Here is a 15,892-nt window from a genome sequence, read left to right as displayed (position 1 = left end):
TGTCGCGCCAGCGCGCGACCCGAGATGGCATCCATGACCGCCGAGAGCTTCGCGCCGAAATCCGACTTCCTGCGGATCCTGACCGAGCGCGGCTATATCCACCAGACCTCGGACCTCGCCGGCATCGACGCCGCTGCGCTGGAGGGTCGGCTGACCACCTATGTCGGCTACGACTGCACGGCGCCCTCGCTCCATGTCGGGCACCTCCTGTCGATCATGATGCTGCACTGGCTGCAGGCCACCGGCGGCAAGCCGATCGCCCTGATGGGCGGCGGCACGACTCGGGTCGGCGATCCGTCCGGCCGCGACGAGACCCGCAAGATCCTCACCGTCGAGCAGATCGACGCCAACAAGGCCGAGATCCGCAAGACCTTCGACCGGTTCCTGCGCTTCGGCGAGGCGGCCGGCGACGCCGTGATGGTCGACAATGCCGAGTGGCTGACCAAGCTCAACTACATCGAGATGCTGCGCGACGTCGGCCGCCATTTCTCGGTGAACCGCATGCTGTCGATGGACAGCGTGCGCCTGCGCCTGGAGCGCGACCAGGAGCTGTCGTTCCTCGAATTCAACTACATGATCCTCCAGTCCTACGACTTCGTTGAGCTGAACCGCCGCTACGGCTGCGTCATGCAGATGGGCGGCTCGGACCAGTGGGGTAACATCGTCAACGGCATCGATCTCGGCCGCCGCATGGGCACGCCGCAGCTCTACGCCCTGACCTGCCCGCTGCTGACCACGTCGTCGGGCGCCAAGATGGGCAAGACCGCGGCCGGCGCCGTCTGGCTCAACCCGGACATGCTGAAGCCCTACGATTACTGGCAGTTCTGGCGGAACACCGAGGACGCGGACGTGGCCCGCTTCCTCAAGCTGTTCACCCTGCTGCCCATGGCGGAGATCGCGCGCCTCTCCGCCCTCGCCGGCTCCGAGATCAACGCGGCCAAGACTGTGCTCGCCACCGAGGCCACCGCGCTGATGCACGGCCGCGAGGCCGCGGAGGCCGCCGCCGAGACCGCCCGCAAGACCTTCGTCGAGGGGACGCTCGCCGCCGACCTCCCGAGCGTGACCGTGCCGTCAGCGACCCTGGAGGCCGGGCTCGGCGTGCTGACAGCCTTCGGGCCGGAGGTCGCCAAGCTCGTGCCCTCGACCAGCGAGGCCCGGCGTCAGATCAAGGGCGGCGGCCTGCGGGTCAACGACGTGCCGGTGACGGACGAGAAGGCGGTCCTCGGCCAGAGCGACGTGACCGCGGACGGCGTGATCAAGCTCTCCTTCGGCAAGAAGCGGCACGTGCTGCTCCGGCCGGAATAGGCCCCCCGAGACTTCGACGACGGACGGCCCGCGTGAGCACAGCCCGCATCTTGGTGATCGACGACGAGCCGCCGATCCGCCGGCTGCTCCGGACTGGTCTCGGGACGCAGGACTACGCGGTCATCGAGGCCGCCGACGGGGCCGCGGCCCTCGCCGCCCTGGAGGCGGGTGGTGTGGATCTCGCGATCCTCGACCTCGGCCTGCCCGACATGGCCGGGCACGCGCTCCTGGCGGCGATCCGCGAGCGCTGGCCCGACCTTCCGGTCGTGATCCTGTCGAGCCGCGACGACGAGCGCGGCAAGGTCGAGGCCCTCGATCTCGGCGCCGACGACTACGTCACCAAGCCCTTCGGCATGAACGAGTTGCTGGCGCGCATCCGCACGGCCCTGCGCCACCGCCTCGCCATGCAGGGGGAGCGGCCTGTCTTCCGTGTCGACGACCTCTCGGTCGACCTCGTCCGTCGCGTCGTCCGGGTGGGCGATCGCGAGGTGAAGCTGTCGCCGCGGGAATACGAGTTCCTGCGCGTGCTGGTGCAGCACGCCGGCAAGGTGCTGACCCACGCGCAGCTCATGCGCCACGCGCCGGCCTCGTCGGATCCGCAGTACCTGCGCGTCTACATCCGGCAGCTGCGCCAGAAGCTCGAGCCCGATCCCGAGCGCCCGAGCTACCTGCTCACCGAGACCGGCGTCGGTTACCGCCTGCGCGCCCCGGACTGATCCCGGCGCGCCGTCTCAGGGCTCCAGCCCCTCTTCGACGCGCCGCGCGGCGCGCAGCTTCTCGACTCGCGCCACCGAGAACACCGAGGCCTCGTAGAGGAGCAGCATCGGGACCGCGAGCGAGAGCTGCGAGATGACGTCCGGCGGGGTCAGGATGGCCGCGGCGACGAAGACCAGCACGATCGCGTAGCGGCGCTTCTCGCGCAGGAACGCCGCGTCGATAATCCCGATCTGGCCGAGCAGCGTGAGGATCACCGGAAGCTGGAAGGCTATGCCGAACGCGAAGATCAGCGTCATGATCAGTGACAGGTACTCGTCGACCTTCGGGAGCAGCTTGATCGTCGGCTCCCCGGCGACGCCCACCTGCTGGAGCGACACAGAGAATTTGATCAGCAGCGGCATCGCGAGGAAGAACACCACGAGCGCGCCGAGGATGAAGAAGATCGGCGTGGCCACGAGGTAGGGCAGGAACGCCTTCCGCTCGTTGCGGTAGAGGCCGGGCGCCACGAAGGCGTAGATCTGCGTGGCGATCACCGGGAAGGCCAAGAAGGCGGCGCCGAAGACGCTGAGCTTGATGTTGGTGAAGACCTGCTCGAGGAAGTGCGTGGCGATCAGCTCGGCGTTCTGTGCACCCACGATTGAAACGTATGGGTAGACCAGCACGTTGTAGATGTCGCGCGAGAAGAAGAAGCACGCGAAGAACATCAGCACGAAGGCGATCAGCGACTTGATCAGCCGCGCGCGCAATTCGATCAGGTGCTCGAGCAGGGGCGCCCGGGACGCCTCGATCTCGGCCTCGTCCGCCTCGCTGATCATCGGGCAGCCGTGCCGTTCTTGGATTCTTCAGCGGCGGGGTGTGCGGCGGACGGGTCGGGCGGAGGGCCGAACGGATCGTCCACCGAGCCGGGCACGGGCAGGGGCGCCTCCGCGACCTCGGTCGCCGCACCACGGTCCGACGCGCCGGCCGGCGTCACCGGATGCGTCTCGGCGGCGTGAGGCGCCGCCGCGGCTTCCTGCTCGGCCCTCAGCTGCGCCGTAGCGTCGGCCAGCGACCGGGTCTCGACTGGGGGAGTCTCGGGGCTGGGCATCTCCGGACCCATCTTCTCCGGACCCATCTTGGCCCGGCCCTCGACGGCGCCCTTCAGCTCGTCGCGGATCGTCTGCACCGGATTGAAGGTCGAGCCCGCCGTGCGGACGGTGTTGCGGATGCCGTCGACCTCGCGCCGGACGTCATCGAGTTCGGCCTCGCGGATCGCCTCGTTGAACTGCATCTGAAACTCGCCGGCCATGCGGCGCAGCTTCGTGGTGATCTGGCCGACGGTGCGCAGCGCCTTCGGCAGATCCTTCGGCCCGATGACGATGAGGGCGACGCCGCCGATCAGCATCACCTCGCCCCAGCTCATGTCCAGCATGTCGTCGACGGTCCTGCTGCCCCGAGATCCGGCACGGCGGCCGGACCCCGTCAGGCTCTACACGAGCGCGCGCGCTCTGACAGTCCTACAGTCAAGCTCGCCGTCAGACCGGCTTGCGCTCGCCGCCGGGGATATGGTTCGCCGGGATCGCGGTGCCGGGGCTCGTCTCGGCAGCGTGCGGGATGGTACGGACCGGCTCCGCCGAAGGCGGCGCGGCCTGCGCCGCCGGCGGGGTCTCGTCCTCGGCCATGCCCTTCTTGAAGGCCTTGATGCCTTTCGCGACGTCGCCCATCAGGTCGGACACCTTGCCGCGTCCGAAGAGCAGCATCACGATGACCGCGACGATGACCCAGTGCCAGATACTCATGCTGCCCATGGCAACCTCCTGCGGGCGCCCCGAAGATGCGGGAGCGTGACGCCACGTCCGGTTGAGGATTTCGGGGCGAACCTAGGGATCGCGCCGCCCGAACACAAGCAGAGGCGATGCCACGGCCGGTGGAAGGCCGCGATGGAACGCCGCGCGGTGTCTCCGGTCAGGCGGCGGCGAGGGCCGCGGCGAAGCGGTCGCGAGCTTCCGCGACGTCGAGCTCGTCACCGGCGGGATCGAGACGTGCCAGCGCGGCGGCGGCGCGCCGCGCGGCCGCGCCGGTCAGTTCAGGCGCCGCCTCGGCCACGGCCTGCATCTCGTCGCGCGCGCCGTTGCAGTGGAGGCCTATGTCGATCCCCGCCGCGAAGGCGCGCTCCGTCCGGTCGCGGAACGTGCCGGTCAGCGCGTGCATGGACAGGTCGTCGGTCATCAGCAGGCCGTCGAAGCCGATGGCGCCGCGGATGATGTCGCGGATGACGGTCGCCGACTGGGTGGCCGGCCGGTCGGGGTCGATGGCGGTGAAGACGACGTGCGCGCTCATCGCCATCGGCAGGTCGGCGAGCGCCCGGAAGGTCCGGAAATCCTGCCCCGCGAGATCCGCGCGGGTCGCGTCGACCACCGGCAGGCCGTGGTGGCTGTCGCAGGTGGCGCGCCCGTGCCCGGGAATGTGCTTCATCACCGGCAGGACACCGCCGGCCATCAGGCCCTCGGCGACGGCACGTCCGATCTCGGCCACCCGCTCCGGGCTCGTCGCGTAGGCGCGGTCGCCGATGATGTCGTGCGACCCCGGCGCCGGCACGTCGAGGACGGGGGCGCAGTCGACGTTGATCCCGACCTCGGCGAGGTCGTGCGCCATCAGCCGCGCCCCGAGGCGGGCGACCGTCGCGGCGCTGCCGTTCAGGCGGCCGTAGCGGCCGCCGGCCGGGTAGGCCGGCCAGTGGGGGGGGCCCATGCGCTGGACCCGACCGCCCTCCTGGTCGATCAGGATCGGCGCCCGATCGGAGCCGACGCAGTCGCGGAGCGCACCGGTGAGGGCGCGGACCTCCGCGGGGGTCCCGATGTTGCGCTTGAACAGGATGAAGCCCCAGGGCTTCACGTCTCGGAAGAAGGCCCTCTCGTCCGCCGTGAGCGACGGGCCGGTGCAGCCGAGGATCAGGGCACGGGAGGTCATCTGGAACGGCTCGGGAACTGCTCGGTGGCGGCGCGAAGACGGCGCGAGAACGGCGGCGGAGCCGCCGGGCGGCGCGAATCGATGGCGGCAGAGTCGGGCGGGAACGGGGAGCCGGCAAGACTAAACCGCGGCCCTGGGGCGCGGGCCGGATCGTTCGCTCCGACCGTGTTGCCGGGGGGACTCGGTCGGACGGGCGGCGCGGATCTCCGCGGACGGGCACGCCGTCCCGTCCGCGAGGTGCCGTCAGGCGGTCAGTTCTTGGCCACGAAGCACTGGCCGCCCGCGCCCTGCAGGGCGCTGCACAGGCTCGCGGCCTGGGCCTTCTCCAGCGGTCCGACGCGGACGCGGTAGATCGTCTTGCCGTTGACCTCGGCCTGCCGGATCAGCTCGGGCTTGCCGGCGAGCTGCGCGTACTTGGCCTGCATCTGGCGGAACGCGGCCTTGGCCTCGGCGGCGGAGCTGCGCACCCCGAGCTGGACCGAGAAGCCGCTCACCGGGCCGGACTTCACGGCGTCGTCGTCGGTGGTGGTGCTGGCGGTGGTGTCCGGCGCGGCCGCTCCAGCCGGCGCGACGGCGGCGATGCGCTGGGCGGCCTTCGGCGGCGGCTTGACAGCCACCGGCTTGGGCGCCGGCTGCTCGACCGCGGCTTCCGGCTGCGCGTCGNGGTGCGGACCCGGCGCGGCTCGCCGAACGCCTCGAACGGGCCGTTGCCCGGCGTGGTGCCGCCGGGGGCGCCGTTCGGCTGCGACGGGCCCTGGGCCGCCCTGGCGGCCTCGGCGACGTCGAGGGGCTGCTCCTCGCGGTTCACGATCTTGATCTGGCCATCCTTCTTGCCCTTCGGATCGTAGATCTGCCGGTTCTGATCCGGGATCTCGACACCGTCGGCGACCTTCGGGGCGACCTTGAGGGGCGTGGAATCGGCCTGGACCACCGGCACGCCGCCGTGGCCCGAATTGCTCAGGCCCTTGTAGGTGAGCGCCCCGGTGACCGCGAGCGCCACCACGGCGACGCCGGCCCCCACCGAGACGAGCCGCCGCCGCGGATTGGCGCGCCGCAGCGCGCGGCTGTCCGCGTACGTCTCCTCGTCGCCGGTCGAGGTCGGGCCGCCCTCGGGGGCGTAGCCAGCACTCTCGCGGTGCGTGTCCTGCTCCACGGAGGCGAGATACTGGTCGAACGCGTCGGCCGGGGTAGCCTTGGTGGCCTCCGGAGCGAAGCTCGGCTCGACCCGCGTATTCCAGCCGGTCTGCTGCGGCGCGGCGGGCGCCACGGCGCGCATCTCGTCGCGGGCGGCGAGCAGCGCCCGGAATGGATCGTCCTGGCCGACGATGCGGGCGAGTTCCGCCAGCGGGTCGGCCTTGCCGGCCGCCTGCGGCGCTTGGTCCTTCTCCTGACGCAGATCGCGCGCGAGGGCGTCCAAATCGACCTGAGCGCGCGAAGCGTTCGTCATGGCAGCATCCTCACATCAACGCCGAAGACCGGCCCGATGCTTCGGGCCTATCGCATCTCGTCCGGCGCGGTCACACCGAGAATCGCAAGTCCGGCCGCCAGCGTGCTCCGCAGAGCTTCAACGAGCGCCAGCCGGGCCCACGTCGACTTTCGGTCGGTTGCATTAACAAACCGTAATTGCGGCAAGTCTTTGCCCTTGTTCCAGAAACTATGCAGCGCGGAGGCCAGTTCATAGAGATGGAAGGCGATCCTGTGGGGCTCGTGCGCCAGCGCGGCGGATTCGAGGACCCGCGGGTACTGCGCGATGAGGCGCATCATCTCGATCTCGCCCGGGTCGCTCAGCACGGCGAAGTCTGCGTCGGCGGCCAGGGCCGCGGCCGAGAGGTCGGCGTCCGGGAAGGCCTCGCGCGCCTGCCGCTGCACCGAGCGGACGCGGGCATGGGCGTACTGGACGTAGAAGACCGGGTTGTCCTTCGTTTGCTCCACGACCTTGGCGAGGTCGAAATCCAGGGTCGCGTCGTTCTTCCGGTACAGCATCATGAACCGGATCGCGTCGCGGCCGACCTCGTCGATCACGTCGCGGAGGGTCACGAACTCGCCGGCCCGCTTGGACATCTTGACGGGCTCGCCTGCGCGCAACAGCCGCACGAGCTGGCAGAGCTTGACGTCGAGCGTGGCCTGGCCGTCGCTCACCGCCTTCACGGCGGCCTGCATGCGCTTCACGTAGCCGCCGTGATCGGCGCCCAGGACGTCGATCAGCTCGGTCGCGCCGGCGAGGTACTTGGCCCGGTGGTAGGCGATGTCGGAGGCGAAGTACGTGTACGAGCCGTCCGACTTCAGCAGCGGCCGGTCGCTGTCGTCGCCGAATTCCTTCGTGCGGAACAGCGTCTGCTCGCGGTCCTCCCAGTCTTCCGGCAGCTGACCCTTGGGCGGCGGCAGGCGCCCCTCGTAGACGAGGCCCTTGGCGCGCAGCTCCGCGAGCAGGGACTTCACCGCCCCGCTGTCCTGCAGCGTGCGCTCGGAGAAGAACACGTCGTGGCGGATGCCGATCGCCGCCAGATCGGCCCGGATCATGTCCATCATCATGCCGAGCGCGGTCTCACGGACTGCCGGCAGCCATTCCGCCTCCGGCTTGTCGAGCAGCGCGCGGCCGTGGGTCTCGGCCAGCGCGGCACCCACCGGCATCAGGTAGTCGCCCGGATAGAGGCCCTCCGCGATGGCGAAGGGCTCGCCCAGGGCCTCGCGGTAGCGCTGGAAGGCCGAGCGGGCCAGCACGTCGACCTGAGCGCCGGCATCGTTGATGTAGTACTCGCGGGTCACCTGCCGGCCGGCGGCGGCGAGCAGGTTGCACAGGGCGTCGCCGAACACCGCGCCGCGGCCGTGGCCGACATGCATCGGCCCCGTCGGGTTCGCCGACACGTACTCCACGTTGATCGGGCCGCCGGGCAGCTGCGCGCGGCCGAACGCCTCCGGCGCCGTCAGCGCGTCGCGCAGGACCGCGTGGAAGATCGCGGGGTCGAGCCGCAGGTTGATGAAGCCCGGCCCTGCGACGCTCGCCTCGACGATCCGCGGGTCCGCGCGGAGTTCCGCCGCCAGGGCCTCGCCGAGCGCCTTCGGGTTGGTCCGCGCCTCCTTGGCGAGCACCAGGGCGGCGTTCGTGGCGAGATCGCCGTGCGACGCGTCGCGGGGCGGCTCGACCACCACGCGGCCCAGGTCGAGGCCCTCGGGCAGGTGGCCGGCGCGGGTCAGCGCCTCCACGGCCTCGCGCACGCGCGCCTCGAACAGGGCGAAGATGTTCATGGGTCTCGATCTCGCTCGCGCGGGGGTCTCGTCGCCCGGCCCGTCCGGCCTGCGCCCGCACCGGCGGTCTAGCAAGGGGGCGGGAGGGTGTCACGGCGCCGACCCGCGCGCCGGCCCCGCGGAATCCGCGGTCGCGGAGTCGGTCCGCTAACCACGTGCGCGCCGCCGCCGCGTTATCCCGCGCGACGATTACGGATCGCCCAGTGTCCGACTTGTATCGCCCGAGACGAAGCGGTGTCATCGGAGTCGATCGTGAGCAGGCCGATCGCGGAGTTACTGATGAAGACCTTGACGATTGCGGGTACGGCGCTCTGCGCCCTCATCCTGGCCGCGCCGAGCGCGGAGGCAGGCGGCTTCCGCGGCGACGGATTCCACGGCGGCGGATTCCACGGTGGCGGGTTCCGCGGCGGTTTCCGCGGCGGGTACGGCTATCGAGGCGGCTACGCGGCCCGCGGCTTCTACGGGCGCGGCTACGGATACCGCGGTGGCTACGGGCGTGCCCTCGGCTACGGGCTGGCCGGCGCGGGGATCGGCCTCGGGCTCGGGCTCGCCGCCGGGAGCGTCTACGGCGGCTACGGGTATGGTGCTTACGGCTACGGCTACCCGGCCGCCTACGGCGGTTACGGCTACGGCTATCCCGCCGCCTACGGCGGCTACGGTTACGGCGGTGGCTACGGCGGGTGCTACGGCAGCTTCACCTGCGGCTGCGGCTGCTGATCCGAACCGCCCCGCGCCGGGCCCTCAGGGCTCGGCGAGGGGCAGCCCTCGGCTGGGCAGCTCCCAGTGCAGGTCCGGCGTCGTCGCGTGGAGCTTGCGGTGCGCCAGGACGGCGTAGGTGTCGGTCATGCCGGCGATGTAGTCGGCGACCCGGCGGGCGACCCGGGCCTCCGTGGCCCCGTCGAGACCGGCGCTCCACTCCTCCGGCATCCGGGACGGCACCGCTGTGAACGCCGCGAACAGGTCGTTGACGATGGCGTCGGCCTTCTTCCGCACCGCGACCACGCCGGGATGCCGGTACATCCGCTCCCACAGGAAGCGCATGATGTCGGCGTCGGCCGCCGCGATCTCCGGTGAGAACGCGATGACCGGCTGATCCGCGTTGCGGATGTCCTCGACCCGCTGCGGATCCAGGGCGGCGATGCGGCGACCGCCCTCGCGGATGACGTCCTCGACGAAGCGGGTGATCACCCGTCGGGCCAGTTCATGAATCATCCGCGACGGCTCCAGGCCCGGATGCAGCCGGTCGATCTCGCCGAGCAGCCCGGCCAGGAACGGGACCGCCCGCAGTTCCGGGATCTCGAACAGGCCGGCGCGCAGCCCGTCGTCGAGGTCGTGGGCCGCGTAGGCGATGTCATCCGCCAGGGAGGCGGCCTGGGCCTCGGGGCCGGCCTGGCTCCTGAGGTCGAGGGGATTCAGCGCGTCGTATTCCAGGATCGCCGCCGCGATGCCCCGGGCGGCGTAGCGGGGCGTCGGCCGACCGTCCTCAGCGGTGAGCAGCGGGCCGTTGTGCTTGACGAGGCCCTCCAGCGTCTCCCAGGCGAGGTTCAGCCCGTCGAAGCCGGCGTAGCGCCGCTCCAGCCGGGTGACGATCCGCAGCGCCTGGGCGTTGTGGTCGAAGCCGCCGTGGCGCGCCATGCAGGCGTCGAGGGCGTCCTCGCCGGTATGGCCGAAGCAGGTGTGGCCGAGGTCGTGGCTGAGGGCCAGAGCCTCCGCAAGGTCCTCGTCGAGCCCGAGGGCGCGGGCGAGCGCCCGGCCGATCTGGCTCACCTCCAGGGTATGGGTCAGGCGGGTGCGGTAATGGTCGCCCTCGTGATGCACGAAGACCTGCGTCTTGTGCTTCAGCCGCCGGAACGCCGTCGAGTGGATGATCCGGTCCCGATCGCGCTGGAAGTCGCTGCGGGTCGGAGATCCGGCCTCCGGGATCAGGCGTCCCCGGGTCTGGGCCGGATCGGTGGCGTAGGGCGCGCGCCAGCGCTCACCGTTCGGTCGCACGGGATCCGCTCTGAAACGCACGCACCCTGGTCATGACGGCTCCCCGCCCGGCGCGTTGCGGCGCGGGCTTGCGGCCCATATCTTGTGGGCCGAGGCGCCTTCGGCAACGGGCCGGGCGCGCCGTCCACCGAACGAATGCGTGGCCAGAGACCGATGGCTGAGATCACCCTGACCGCCCGCGCGGCCAAGCGCATCAACGAGATCATGGTGGCGGAGCCGGCCGGCTCGTCGCTGCGGATCAGCGTCAATGGCGGCGGCTGCTCGGGTTTCTCCTATGCTTTCGACATCACCCGCGCCCGGGAGGCGCAGGACGTCGCGATCGAGCGCGACGGCGCCACCGTGATCGTGGACCCGGTCTCGCTCGAGTACATGAGCGGCTCGACCATCGATTTCGTGAACGACCTGATCGGCCAGTCCTTCAAGATCGAGAACCCGCTGGCCACCGCGTCGTGCGGCTGCGGAACGTCCTTCTCGTTGTAGCGCCCGGCGTGGCGCCGCCGCGCCGTTGCGTCCGTACGACACCGGTCCCGGCACGATCGCCCGGGCCGACGCGCGCGATTGCCTCGCCCGGCAAAACGCGGCACGGCTAGGGTATTCCCGCGAGAGCCCCGGTCCGGACCCTGCCATGAACCACCCGAAGGCCCGTTTCCGCCTCCGGTCGGCCTGGGCGACGGCCGCAGTGCTGGCCCTCCTCGGGCTCGCGCCGACGCCGCTCACTGCGCAGGAAGGCGCCGCCGCCGTCCAGGACGTGACAGTGACCGACGTGGTGATCCCGCTCGGCGGCACGCTGCTTAAGGCGCCGAAGCTGACGGCGAGCGGCACACGCCTGTCCAAGGAGGACCTCGCGGCGATCCTGCGGCCCGATTCCAACGTGCCCTGGGAGCAGCGGCTCGCCCGGCTCGATGCCGGCAGCCTGACCGTTCCGGTCCTCACCTCCGAGAACGCGGGTCCCGGCGACAACCGGCAGACCGTCACCTACCGCGACGTGGTCGCCCGCGACATCCGGGCCGGCCGCGTCGGGGAGCTGACGGCGGCCGGAGCGACGGTCAGCTCCGTCGCGGGGCCGAACCACGGTTCCGGAACCTACGGTCAGGTGCGCGCCACGGATCTGGATCTCGCGGCGCTCAGCCGGCTCTACACGGTGCCCGGCGACGGCAAGGGACCAGTCCAGCGCGTCTACGGGACGATCCAGGTCTCGGACGTCACCTACTCGGACGCGCGCGGCACCACCGTGAAGATCGCCCGCCTCGACGGCCGGGATCTCGGCGGCCGGCAGGTGCCGGACGGCTGGGGTGGCGCCTTCGCCATCGTGGCGAACGGCTTCGACGACTCCAGCGACCGGCGCCCGCTGGCCGCCGCCGCCGCCGATCTGATCGACGCCACCTCGATCGGCAGCCTTGAGATGCAGGGCCTGAGCGTCAGCGATACCGATCCGAAGGGGCCGGTGCTGTTCGAGATCGGCCGAGCCGCCTACACGTCCGCGGGCTCGGAGGGCGGCACCACGCTGGACAACCTGTCGATGAGCCGCGGCGCCCTGCGGATCCATGTCGGCCGCGTCGCCGCGCTGGGGACATCCCTGGCGCCGACCGTCGCGACCCTCCAGGGTATCGCCGCCGAGCCGACGGGCGGGGTCGGCTTCTCCGACGTCGAGATGCGCCGGCTGACACCGAAGCTCGGCACGCTCACCCTCACCGACCTGTCGATCGATCTGCCGCCCGAGGCCGAGGCGGCGCCGCCGCGCGACGTCCGGCCCCCGGCCCGCGGCGCCCTGCCCGAGCCGGCCCTGCCCGAGCCGGGCCGGCCGGCGCGGCCGCCCGAACCCAGGCCGGCTGACAGGACCGGGGATCCCCTGGCGGTCACGGTATCGCCGCGGCCGGCCCCCCGCATCGCCCTGCGCGAGGCGGCCCTGGCCTTCGGCCCGATGACCGAGGGCGTGCCAAGCGCCACCCGCATCAGCCTCACCGGCCTGAGCCTGCCCGCGGATCTGCTCGCGGGCGCGCCGCTCGTCGGCCTGCTGCCGGCCTACGGCTACCGGGACCTCGACCTCAACCTCGTGGCCGACGCGAGCCTGGACGAGAAGGCCCGCGACCTCGCCCTGCGCGAGGTCACGATCTCCGGGCGCGACATCGGCACCGTCCGCCTGTCCGGCACGCTCGGGGGCATCGGGCCCGAGCTGTTCTCCGGAACCCTGCCGGCGGCGACGATGGTGATGTTCTCGGGCAGCGCCAAGTCCCTGGATCTGACGGTCGAGAATGCCGGCCTGTTCGAGCGCTTCCTGGCCGCGCAATCGAAGGATCTCAGCCTCAAGCCGGACGAGCTGCGCAAGGAATACGTCACCGCCAGCCTGCTCGGCGTGCCGATCATCCTGGGCAACAGCGCGGCGGCCAAGGGGATCGGCGCCGCCATGGGCCAGTTCGTGATGAAGCCCGGCAAGCTCGTGGTGCATGCCAAGTCCAGGGAGCCGGCGGGGATCGGCTTCATCGATCTCGGAGCGGCGCGATCGCCGGCCGCCGTCCTCGACCGGCTGGAGGTCGAGGCGAAGGCGAACTGAGGGACGCGGCGACCGGGGGAGGCTCGGGCCGTCAACGGTCGCGGTGCCCGTCTGTCTGGAGGGGCCGATCGTGCTCGCCATCCGTCTCTCGAAGGCCGCCCTCGTCGGTGCCCTCGCGCTGACCTGCACGCTCGTCGTCTACGGCAACGTCGTGGAGCCGGCGGTCAACCTCGCCTTCGTGCAGCACGTGCTGTCGATGGATACGATCCTGCCGGATTCGGGGATTGCCGACCGCTCGATCACCGATCCAACGCTGCAGCGCGGCGCCTTCACGCTGATCGTCGCCGCGGAGGCGCTGACGGCGCTCCTGCTCTGGATCGGCGTCGGGCTGATGCTCGGTCGGCTCCGGGCCCCGCGCGACGACTTCGCCCGGGCCAAGAGCTGGGCGATCGCCGGCCTGAGTGTCGGCTTCCTGCTCTGGCAGGCCGGCTTCCTGGGCATCGGCGGCGAGTGGTTCGGCATGTGGATGTCGAAGTCCTGGAACGGCCAGCAATCCGCCTTCCGCTTCGCCATGACGGTACTCGGCGTGCTGATCTACGTCGCCCTGCCGGAGGCCGAGGATCCCGACGGGATCCGCGGGGGCTGAAGTGCTGGGGGCACCAACGCGGCACGCATCCGCTGGTCCTGCCGGAGTCGAGCCTCCGCGTCGCGCTCACGCTGCGCCGGATCGGCCCGCGCCGCGCGCCGTCGTGAGCGCCAGCGCCGCCGCAGCGAGCGCCAGGGGCGCGAACGACACCCGGAGAACCGTGTCCCAGCCGTAGCTCGTCAGCAGGCCCCCGGACGAGAACGAGCCGACGGCCACCATCCCGAACACGATGAAGTCGTTGATCGACTGAACCCGCGTCCGCTCCTCCGGGCGATGGCACTCCAGCACCATCGCGGAGGCGCCGACGAAGCCGAAGTTCCAGCCGACGCCCAGGAGGATCAGGGACAGCCAGAAATGCCCGACATCCACGCCCGCCAGCCCGACGAGCGCGGCCGCGCCCGTCAGGGTGAGGCCAGTCGCCACGACGCGGGACGCGCCGAAGCGCGTGATCAGCCGCCCGGTGAAGAAGCTCGGGCCGTACATGGCGATGACGTGCCATTGCAGACCGAGATTGGCCTCCCCCTGCGCGTGGCCGCACAGGCGCATGGCCAGCGGGGCGGCCGTCATGACGAAGTTCATCAGCAGGTACGACACGGCCCCGCAGATCACCGCGATGACGAAGCGCGGCTGAGCCAAGATGACGGCCAGCGGGCGCCCGCGGGAGCTAGCCTCGGCGGCCGGCCTCGGCAGGCGGACCCCGGCCAAGACGAGGGCGGCCGCACCGGCGACGGCCGCCTGGGCCAGGAAGGTGGCGGCGAACAGGTGGGGAGCCCACAGGTTCATGGTGTGGGTGACGAGTTGCGGCCCGATCACCCCGCCGAAGACGCCGCCGGCCATGACGGCCGAGAGAGCCCGCGGCCGCCGTTCGGCCGGAACGCAGTCCGCGGCGGCGAACCGGAACGAGAAGACCACGGCCGCGTAGGCGCCGCCGAAGAACATCGCCGCGCAGAACAGCCAGAAATTGGCCGCGGCGATCGCCAGAGCCGACAGCAGGCCGACGAGCACCCCGCAGCCGGTGCCGACCATGAACACGGTCCGGCGCCCGTAGCGCCTGGCGACGCTGCCGGTCGGGAGCGCGCAGGCGGCCATCCCGACGACGAAGATCGAGATCGGCAGCGTGGCCAGGAGCTTGCTCGGCGCGAGCATGTTGCCGACGACGGCACCCGTCGCGAAGACGACGGTCGAGTTCGCCCCGGCAAGGGCCTGCGCGACGGCCAGCCTGACCACGTTGCCGCTCCCCGACCGGCTGGCTGTGGGTGCGCGGTCGATGGCGGAAGGGGGCACGCGTGACATCGGGACGCTCGAGTTTCGACCGGCCGCCACTGTCAATCGGGCGGGCGACATGTGGGGCCGATCGCCAGGGATCAGCTTCGACGCGCGCATCGGTACAGTGACGGCCCGCAGGCGTACATGCGCGAGCCGGCGATGGCGTGATCGACCGCTCGCTCGGGCCGCTCACGGAATGGTCGAGACGACGTCGGCAGCGTGCGCGAGGTCGTGAGCCGCATTCTGGCGCACTGAGCCGAGGCCGGGCTGATCGAGCTGCGGCGCGGCACGGTCGGGATCGTCGACCGGGCCAGCCTTGCCACGGCCGGTCGGCGGTGACGCGGCGCGCGCTGCGCAGCGGTCGCGTCTAGCGCGGCTCGTCCGCCATGTAGGCTCTCGCCTCGCTGCCCGGCATGGCCTCCGCCGCGTAGGTGAAGGTGCCCCGCTCCAGCACCTCGCGGGCGGCGCGCGCGAGTCCGCCGAGGGCCGCCCGCGCGAACGACCCGCCGACGCTGATCCGCTTCACGCCGGCCGCCGCCAGCTCGGCCACCGTGTGCTGCCGCGGCGACAGGCCGGCGACGACGTTCACCGGACGGCCCACCGCGGCGCAGACCGTCCGGATGGCCTCGAGGTCAGGCAGGTTCGGGGCGTAGAGCACGTGCGCCCCCGCCTTCTCGAAGGCCTGGAGGCGCCGGATCGTGTCGTCGAGATCGAGCCTGCCGCACAGGTGATTCTCGGTGCGCGCGGTCAGCACGAACGGGAGCCCGCGCGCGGCCTCTGCCGCGGCGGCGACCCGCTCGACGGCGAGGTTGAAATCGAAGATCGGCTCGGCAGCGTCGCCGGTCGCGTCCTCGATCGAGCCGCCGACCAGCCCGATCTCGGAGGCCCGGGCGATCGTCAGCGCGCACGCGTCCGGGTCGGCCCCGAACCCGTCCTCCAGATCGGCCGTCACGGGCAGGTGGGTCGCGTCCACGATGGCGCGGGCGTTCTCCAGGATCGCGTCGCGCGACAGGGAGGCGCTGGAGTCCCGCCGTCCGATGGCGAACGCGAAGCCGGCGCTCGTCGTCGCCAGGGCCTCGTAGCCGAGGGCGGTCAGGATCCGCGACGAGCCCGCGTCCCAGGGATTCGCCACGACGAACACCCCCGGCCGCTCGTGCAGCGCCACGAAGGCCCGATATTTGGCATCCAGGTCGGCCATGCGCACCTCCGTCGATCGACCCTACGCTCCGCGGGCCGCCCGGGGAAATGGCCGATGCGGCACCCGATCGATGTCGGGGCTC

14 protein-coding genes and 1 pseudogene are annotated in these 15,892 nt (G+C 71.5%); 6 read left to right on the top strand and 9 right to left on the bottom strand.

Going from position 1 to position 15,892, the window contains the following annotated elements; all coding sequences use genetic code 11:
• The first annotated feature begins 33 nt into the window (after positions 1–33).
• Together tyrS and MMR14E_RS25135 are read left to right on the top strand one after the other, a co-directional pair.
• Complete coding sequence (gene tyrS, locus MMR14E_RS25140; protein ID WP_331318650.1) at positions 34–1,305, top strand: tyrosine--tRNA ligase; 1,272 nt, start codon at positions 34–36, stop codon at positions 1,303–1,305.
• Positions 1,306–1,337: 32 nt separating this feature from the next.
• Entirely contained in the window at positions 1,338–2,021 is a 684-nt protein-coding gene (locus MMR14E_RS25135; RefSeq protein WP_331318039.1) for a response regulator transcription factor, read from the top strand.
• A gap of 15 nt (positions 2,022–2,036) precedes the next feature.
• Here the strand turns inward: MMR14E_RS25135 and tatC are convergent, their stop codons facing one another.
• The 6 genes and pseudogenes from tatC to argS form a co-directional block, all read right to left on the bottom strand.
• Positions 2,037–2,837, bottom strand: coding sequence for a twin-arginine translocase subunit TatC (tatC, locus tag MMR14E_RS25130; protein ID WP_331318038.1), 801 nt, complete (start codon positions 2,835–2,837; stop codon positions 2,037–2,039).
• On the bottom strand, positions 2,834–3,433 hold the full coding sequence (gene tatB, locus MMR14E_RS25125) for a Sec-independent protein translocase protein TatB (RefSeq protein WP_331318037.1): 600 nt from the start codon (positions 3,431–3,433) through the stop codon (positions 2,834–2,836). The genes tatC and tatB overlap by 4 nt, the downstream gene beginning before the upstream one ends.
• Positions 3,434–3,536: 103 nt before the next feature.
• A complete protein-coding gene (locus MMR14E_RS25120) occupies positions 3,537–3,809 on the bottom strand; it encodes a twin-arginine translocase TatA/TatE family subunit (protein WP_331318036.1) in 273 nt (90 codons plus the stop codon).
• Between the two features lie 157 nt (positions 3,810–3,966).
• Entirely contained in the window at positions 3,967–4,971 is a 1,005-nt protein-coding gene (gene nagZ / locus MMR14E_RS25115; protein ID WP_331318034.1) for a beta-N-acetylhexosaminidase, read from the bottom strand.
• A gap of 251 nt (positions 4,972–5,222) precedes the next feature.
• Positions 5,223–6,418 (bottom strand): annotated as a pseudogene (locus MMR14E_RS29380) (SPOR domain-containing protein).
• Between the two features lie 47 nt (positions 6,419–6,465).
• The gene (gene argS, locus MMR14E_RS25105; RefSeq protein WP_331318032.1) at positions 6,466–8,217 is read right to left on the bottom strand and encodes an arginine--tRNA ligase; all 1,752 of its coding nucleotides are present in this window, start codon (positions 8,215–8,217) and stop codon (positions 6,466–6,468) included.
• Positions 8,218–8,496: 279 nt separating this feature from the next.
• Here argS and MMR14E_RS25100 point away from each other — a divergent pair, with 279 nt between their 5' ends.
• Complete coding sequence (locus MMR14E_RS25100) at positions 8,497–8,934, top strand: hypothetical protein (RefSeq protein WP_331318030.1); 438 nt, start codon at positions 8,497–8,499, stop codon at positions 8,932–8,934.
• Between the two features lie 24 nt (positions 8,935–8,958).
• On the opposite strand, the gene MMR14E_RS25095 is transcribed toward MMR14E_RS25100, so the two are convergent.
• Positions 8,959–10,209: a deoxyguanosinetriphosphate triphosphohydrolase gene (locus tag MMR14E_RS25095; RefSeq protein WP_331318028.1), complete on the bottom strand. Its 1,251-nt coding sequence runs from the start codon at positions 10,207–10,209 to the stop codon at positions 8,959–8,961.
• Positions 10,210–10,362: 153 nt separating this feature from the next.
• Here MMR14E_RS25095 and MMR14E_RS25090 point away from each other — a divergent pair, with 153 nt between their 5' ends.
• The 3 genes from MMR14E_RS25090 to MMR14E_RS25080 all read left to right on the top strand — a co-directional run bounded on the left by MMR14E_RS25090 (position 10,363) and on the right by MMR14E_RS25080 (position 13,346).
• A complete protein-coding gene (locus MMR14E_RS25090; protein ID WP_020092036.1) occupies positions 10,363–10,689 on the top strand; it encodes a HesB/IscA family protein in 327 nt (108 codons plus the stop codon).
• 145 nt (positions 10,690–10,834) lie between these two features.
• The gene (locus MMR14E_RS25085; RefSeq protein ID WP_331318026.1) at positions 10,835–12,760 is read left to right on the top strand and encodes a hypothetical protein; all 1,926 of its coding nucleotides are present in this window, start codon (positions 10,835–10,837) and stop codon (positions 12,758–12,760) included.
• A gap of 70 nt (positions 12,761–12,830) precedes the next feature.
• Entirely contained in the window at positions 12,831–13,346 is a 516-nt protein-coding gene (locus MMR14E_RS25080; RefSeq protein ID WP_331318024.1) for a DUF2165 domain-containing protein, read from the top strand.
• A 66-nt stretch (positions 13,347–13,412) separates the two neighbouring features.
• Here the strand turns inward: MMR14E_RS25080 and MMR14E_RS25075 are convergent, their stop codons facing one another.
• Together MMR14E_RS25075 and MMR14E_RS25070 are read right to left on the bottom strand one after the other, a co-directional pair.
• Complete coding sequence (locus MMR14E_RS25075) at positions 13,413–14,639, bottom strand: MFS transporter (protein ID WP_331318023.1); 1,227 nt, start codon at positions 14,637–14,639, stop codon at positions 13,413–13,415.
• Between the two features lie 340 nt (positions 14,640–14,979).
• Positions 14,980–15,810: an isocitrate lyase/phosphoenolpyruvate mutase family protein gene (locus MMR14E_RS25070; RefSeq protein ID WP_331318021.1), complete on the bottom strand. Its 831-nt coding sequence runs from the start codon at positions 15,808–15,810 to the stop codon at positions 14,980–14,982.
• Positions 15,811–15,892 lie beyond the last annotated feature (82 nt).

It is taken from the genome of Methylobacterium mesophilicum (assembly GCF_036441335.1).
In the GTDB taxonomy this organism is placed as follows: Bacteria; Pseudomonadota; Alphaproteobacteria; order Rhizobiales; family Beijerinckiaceae; genus Methylobacterium; species Methylobacterium mesophilicum_B.
Note: the sequence above shows the minus strand (reverse complement) of the source record. Positions and strands in the feature narration are given on the sequence as shown.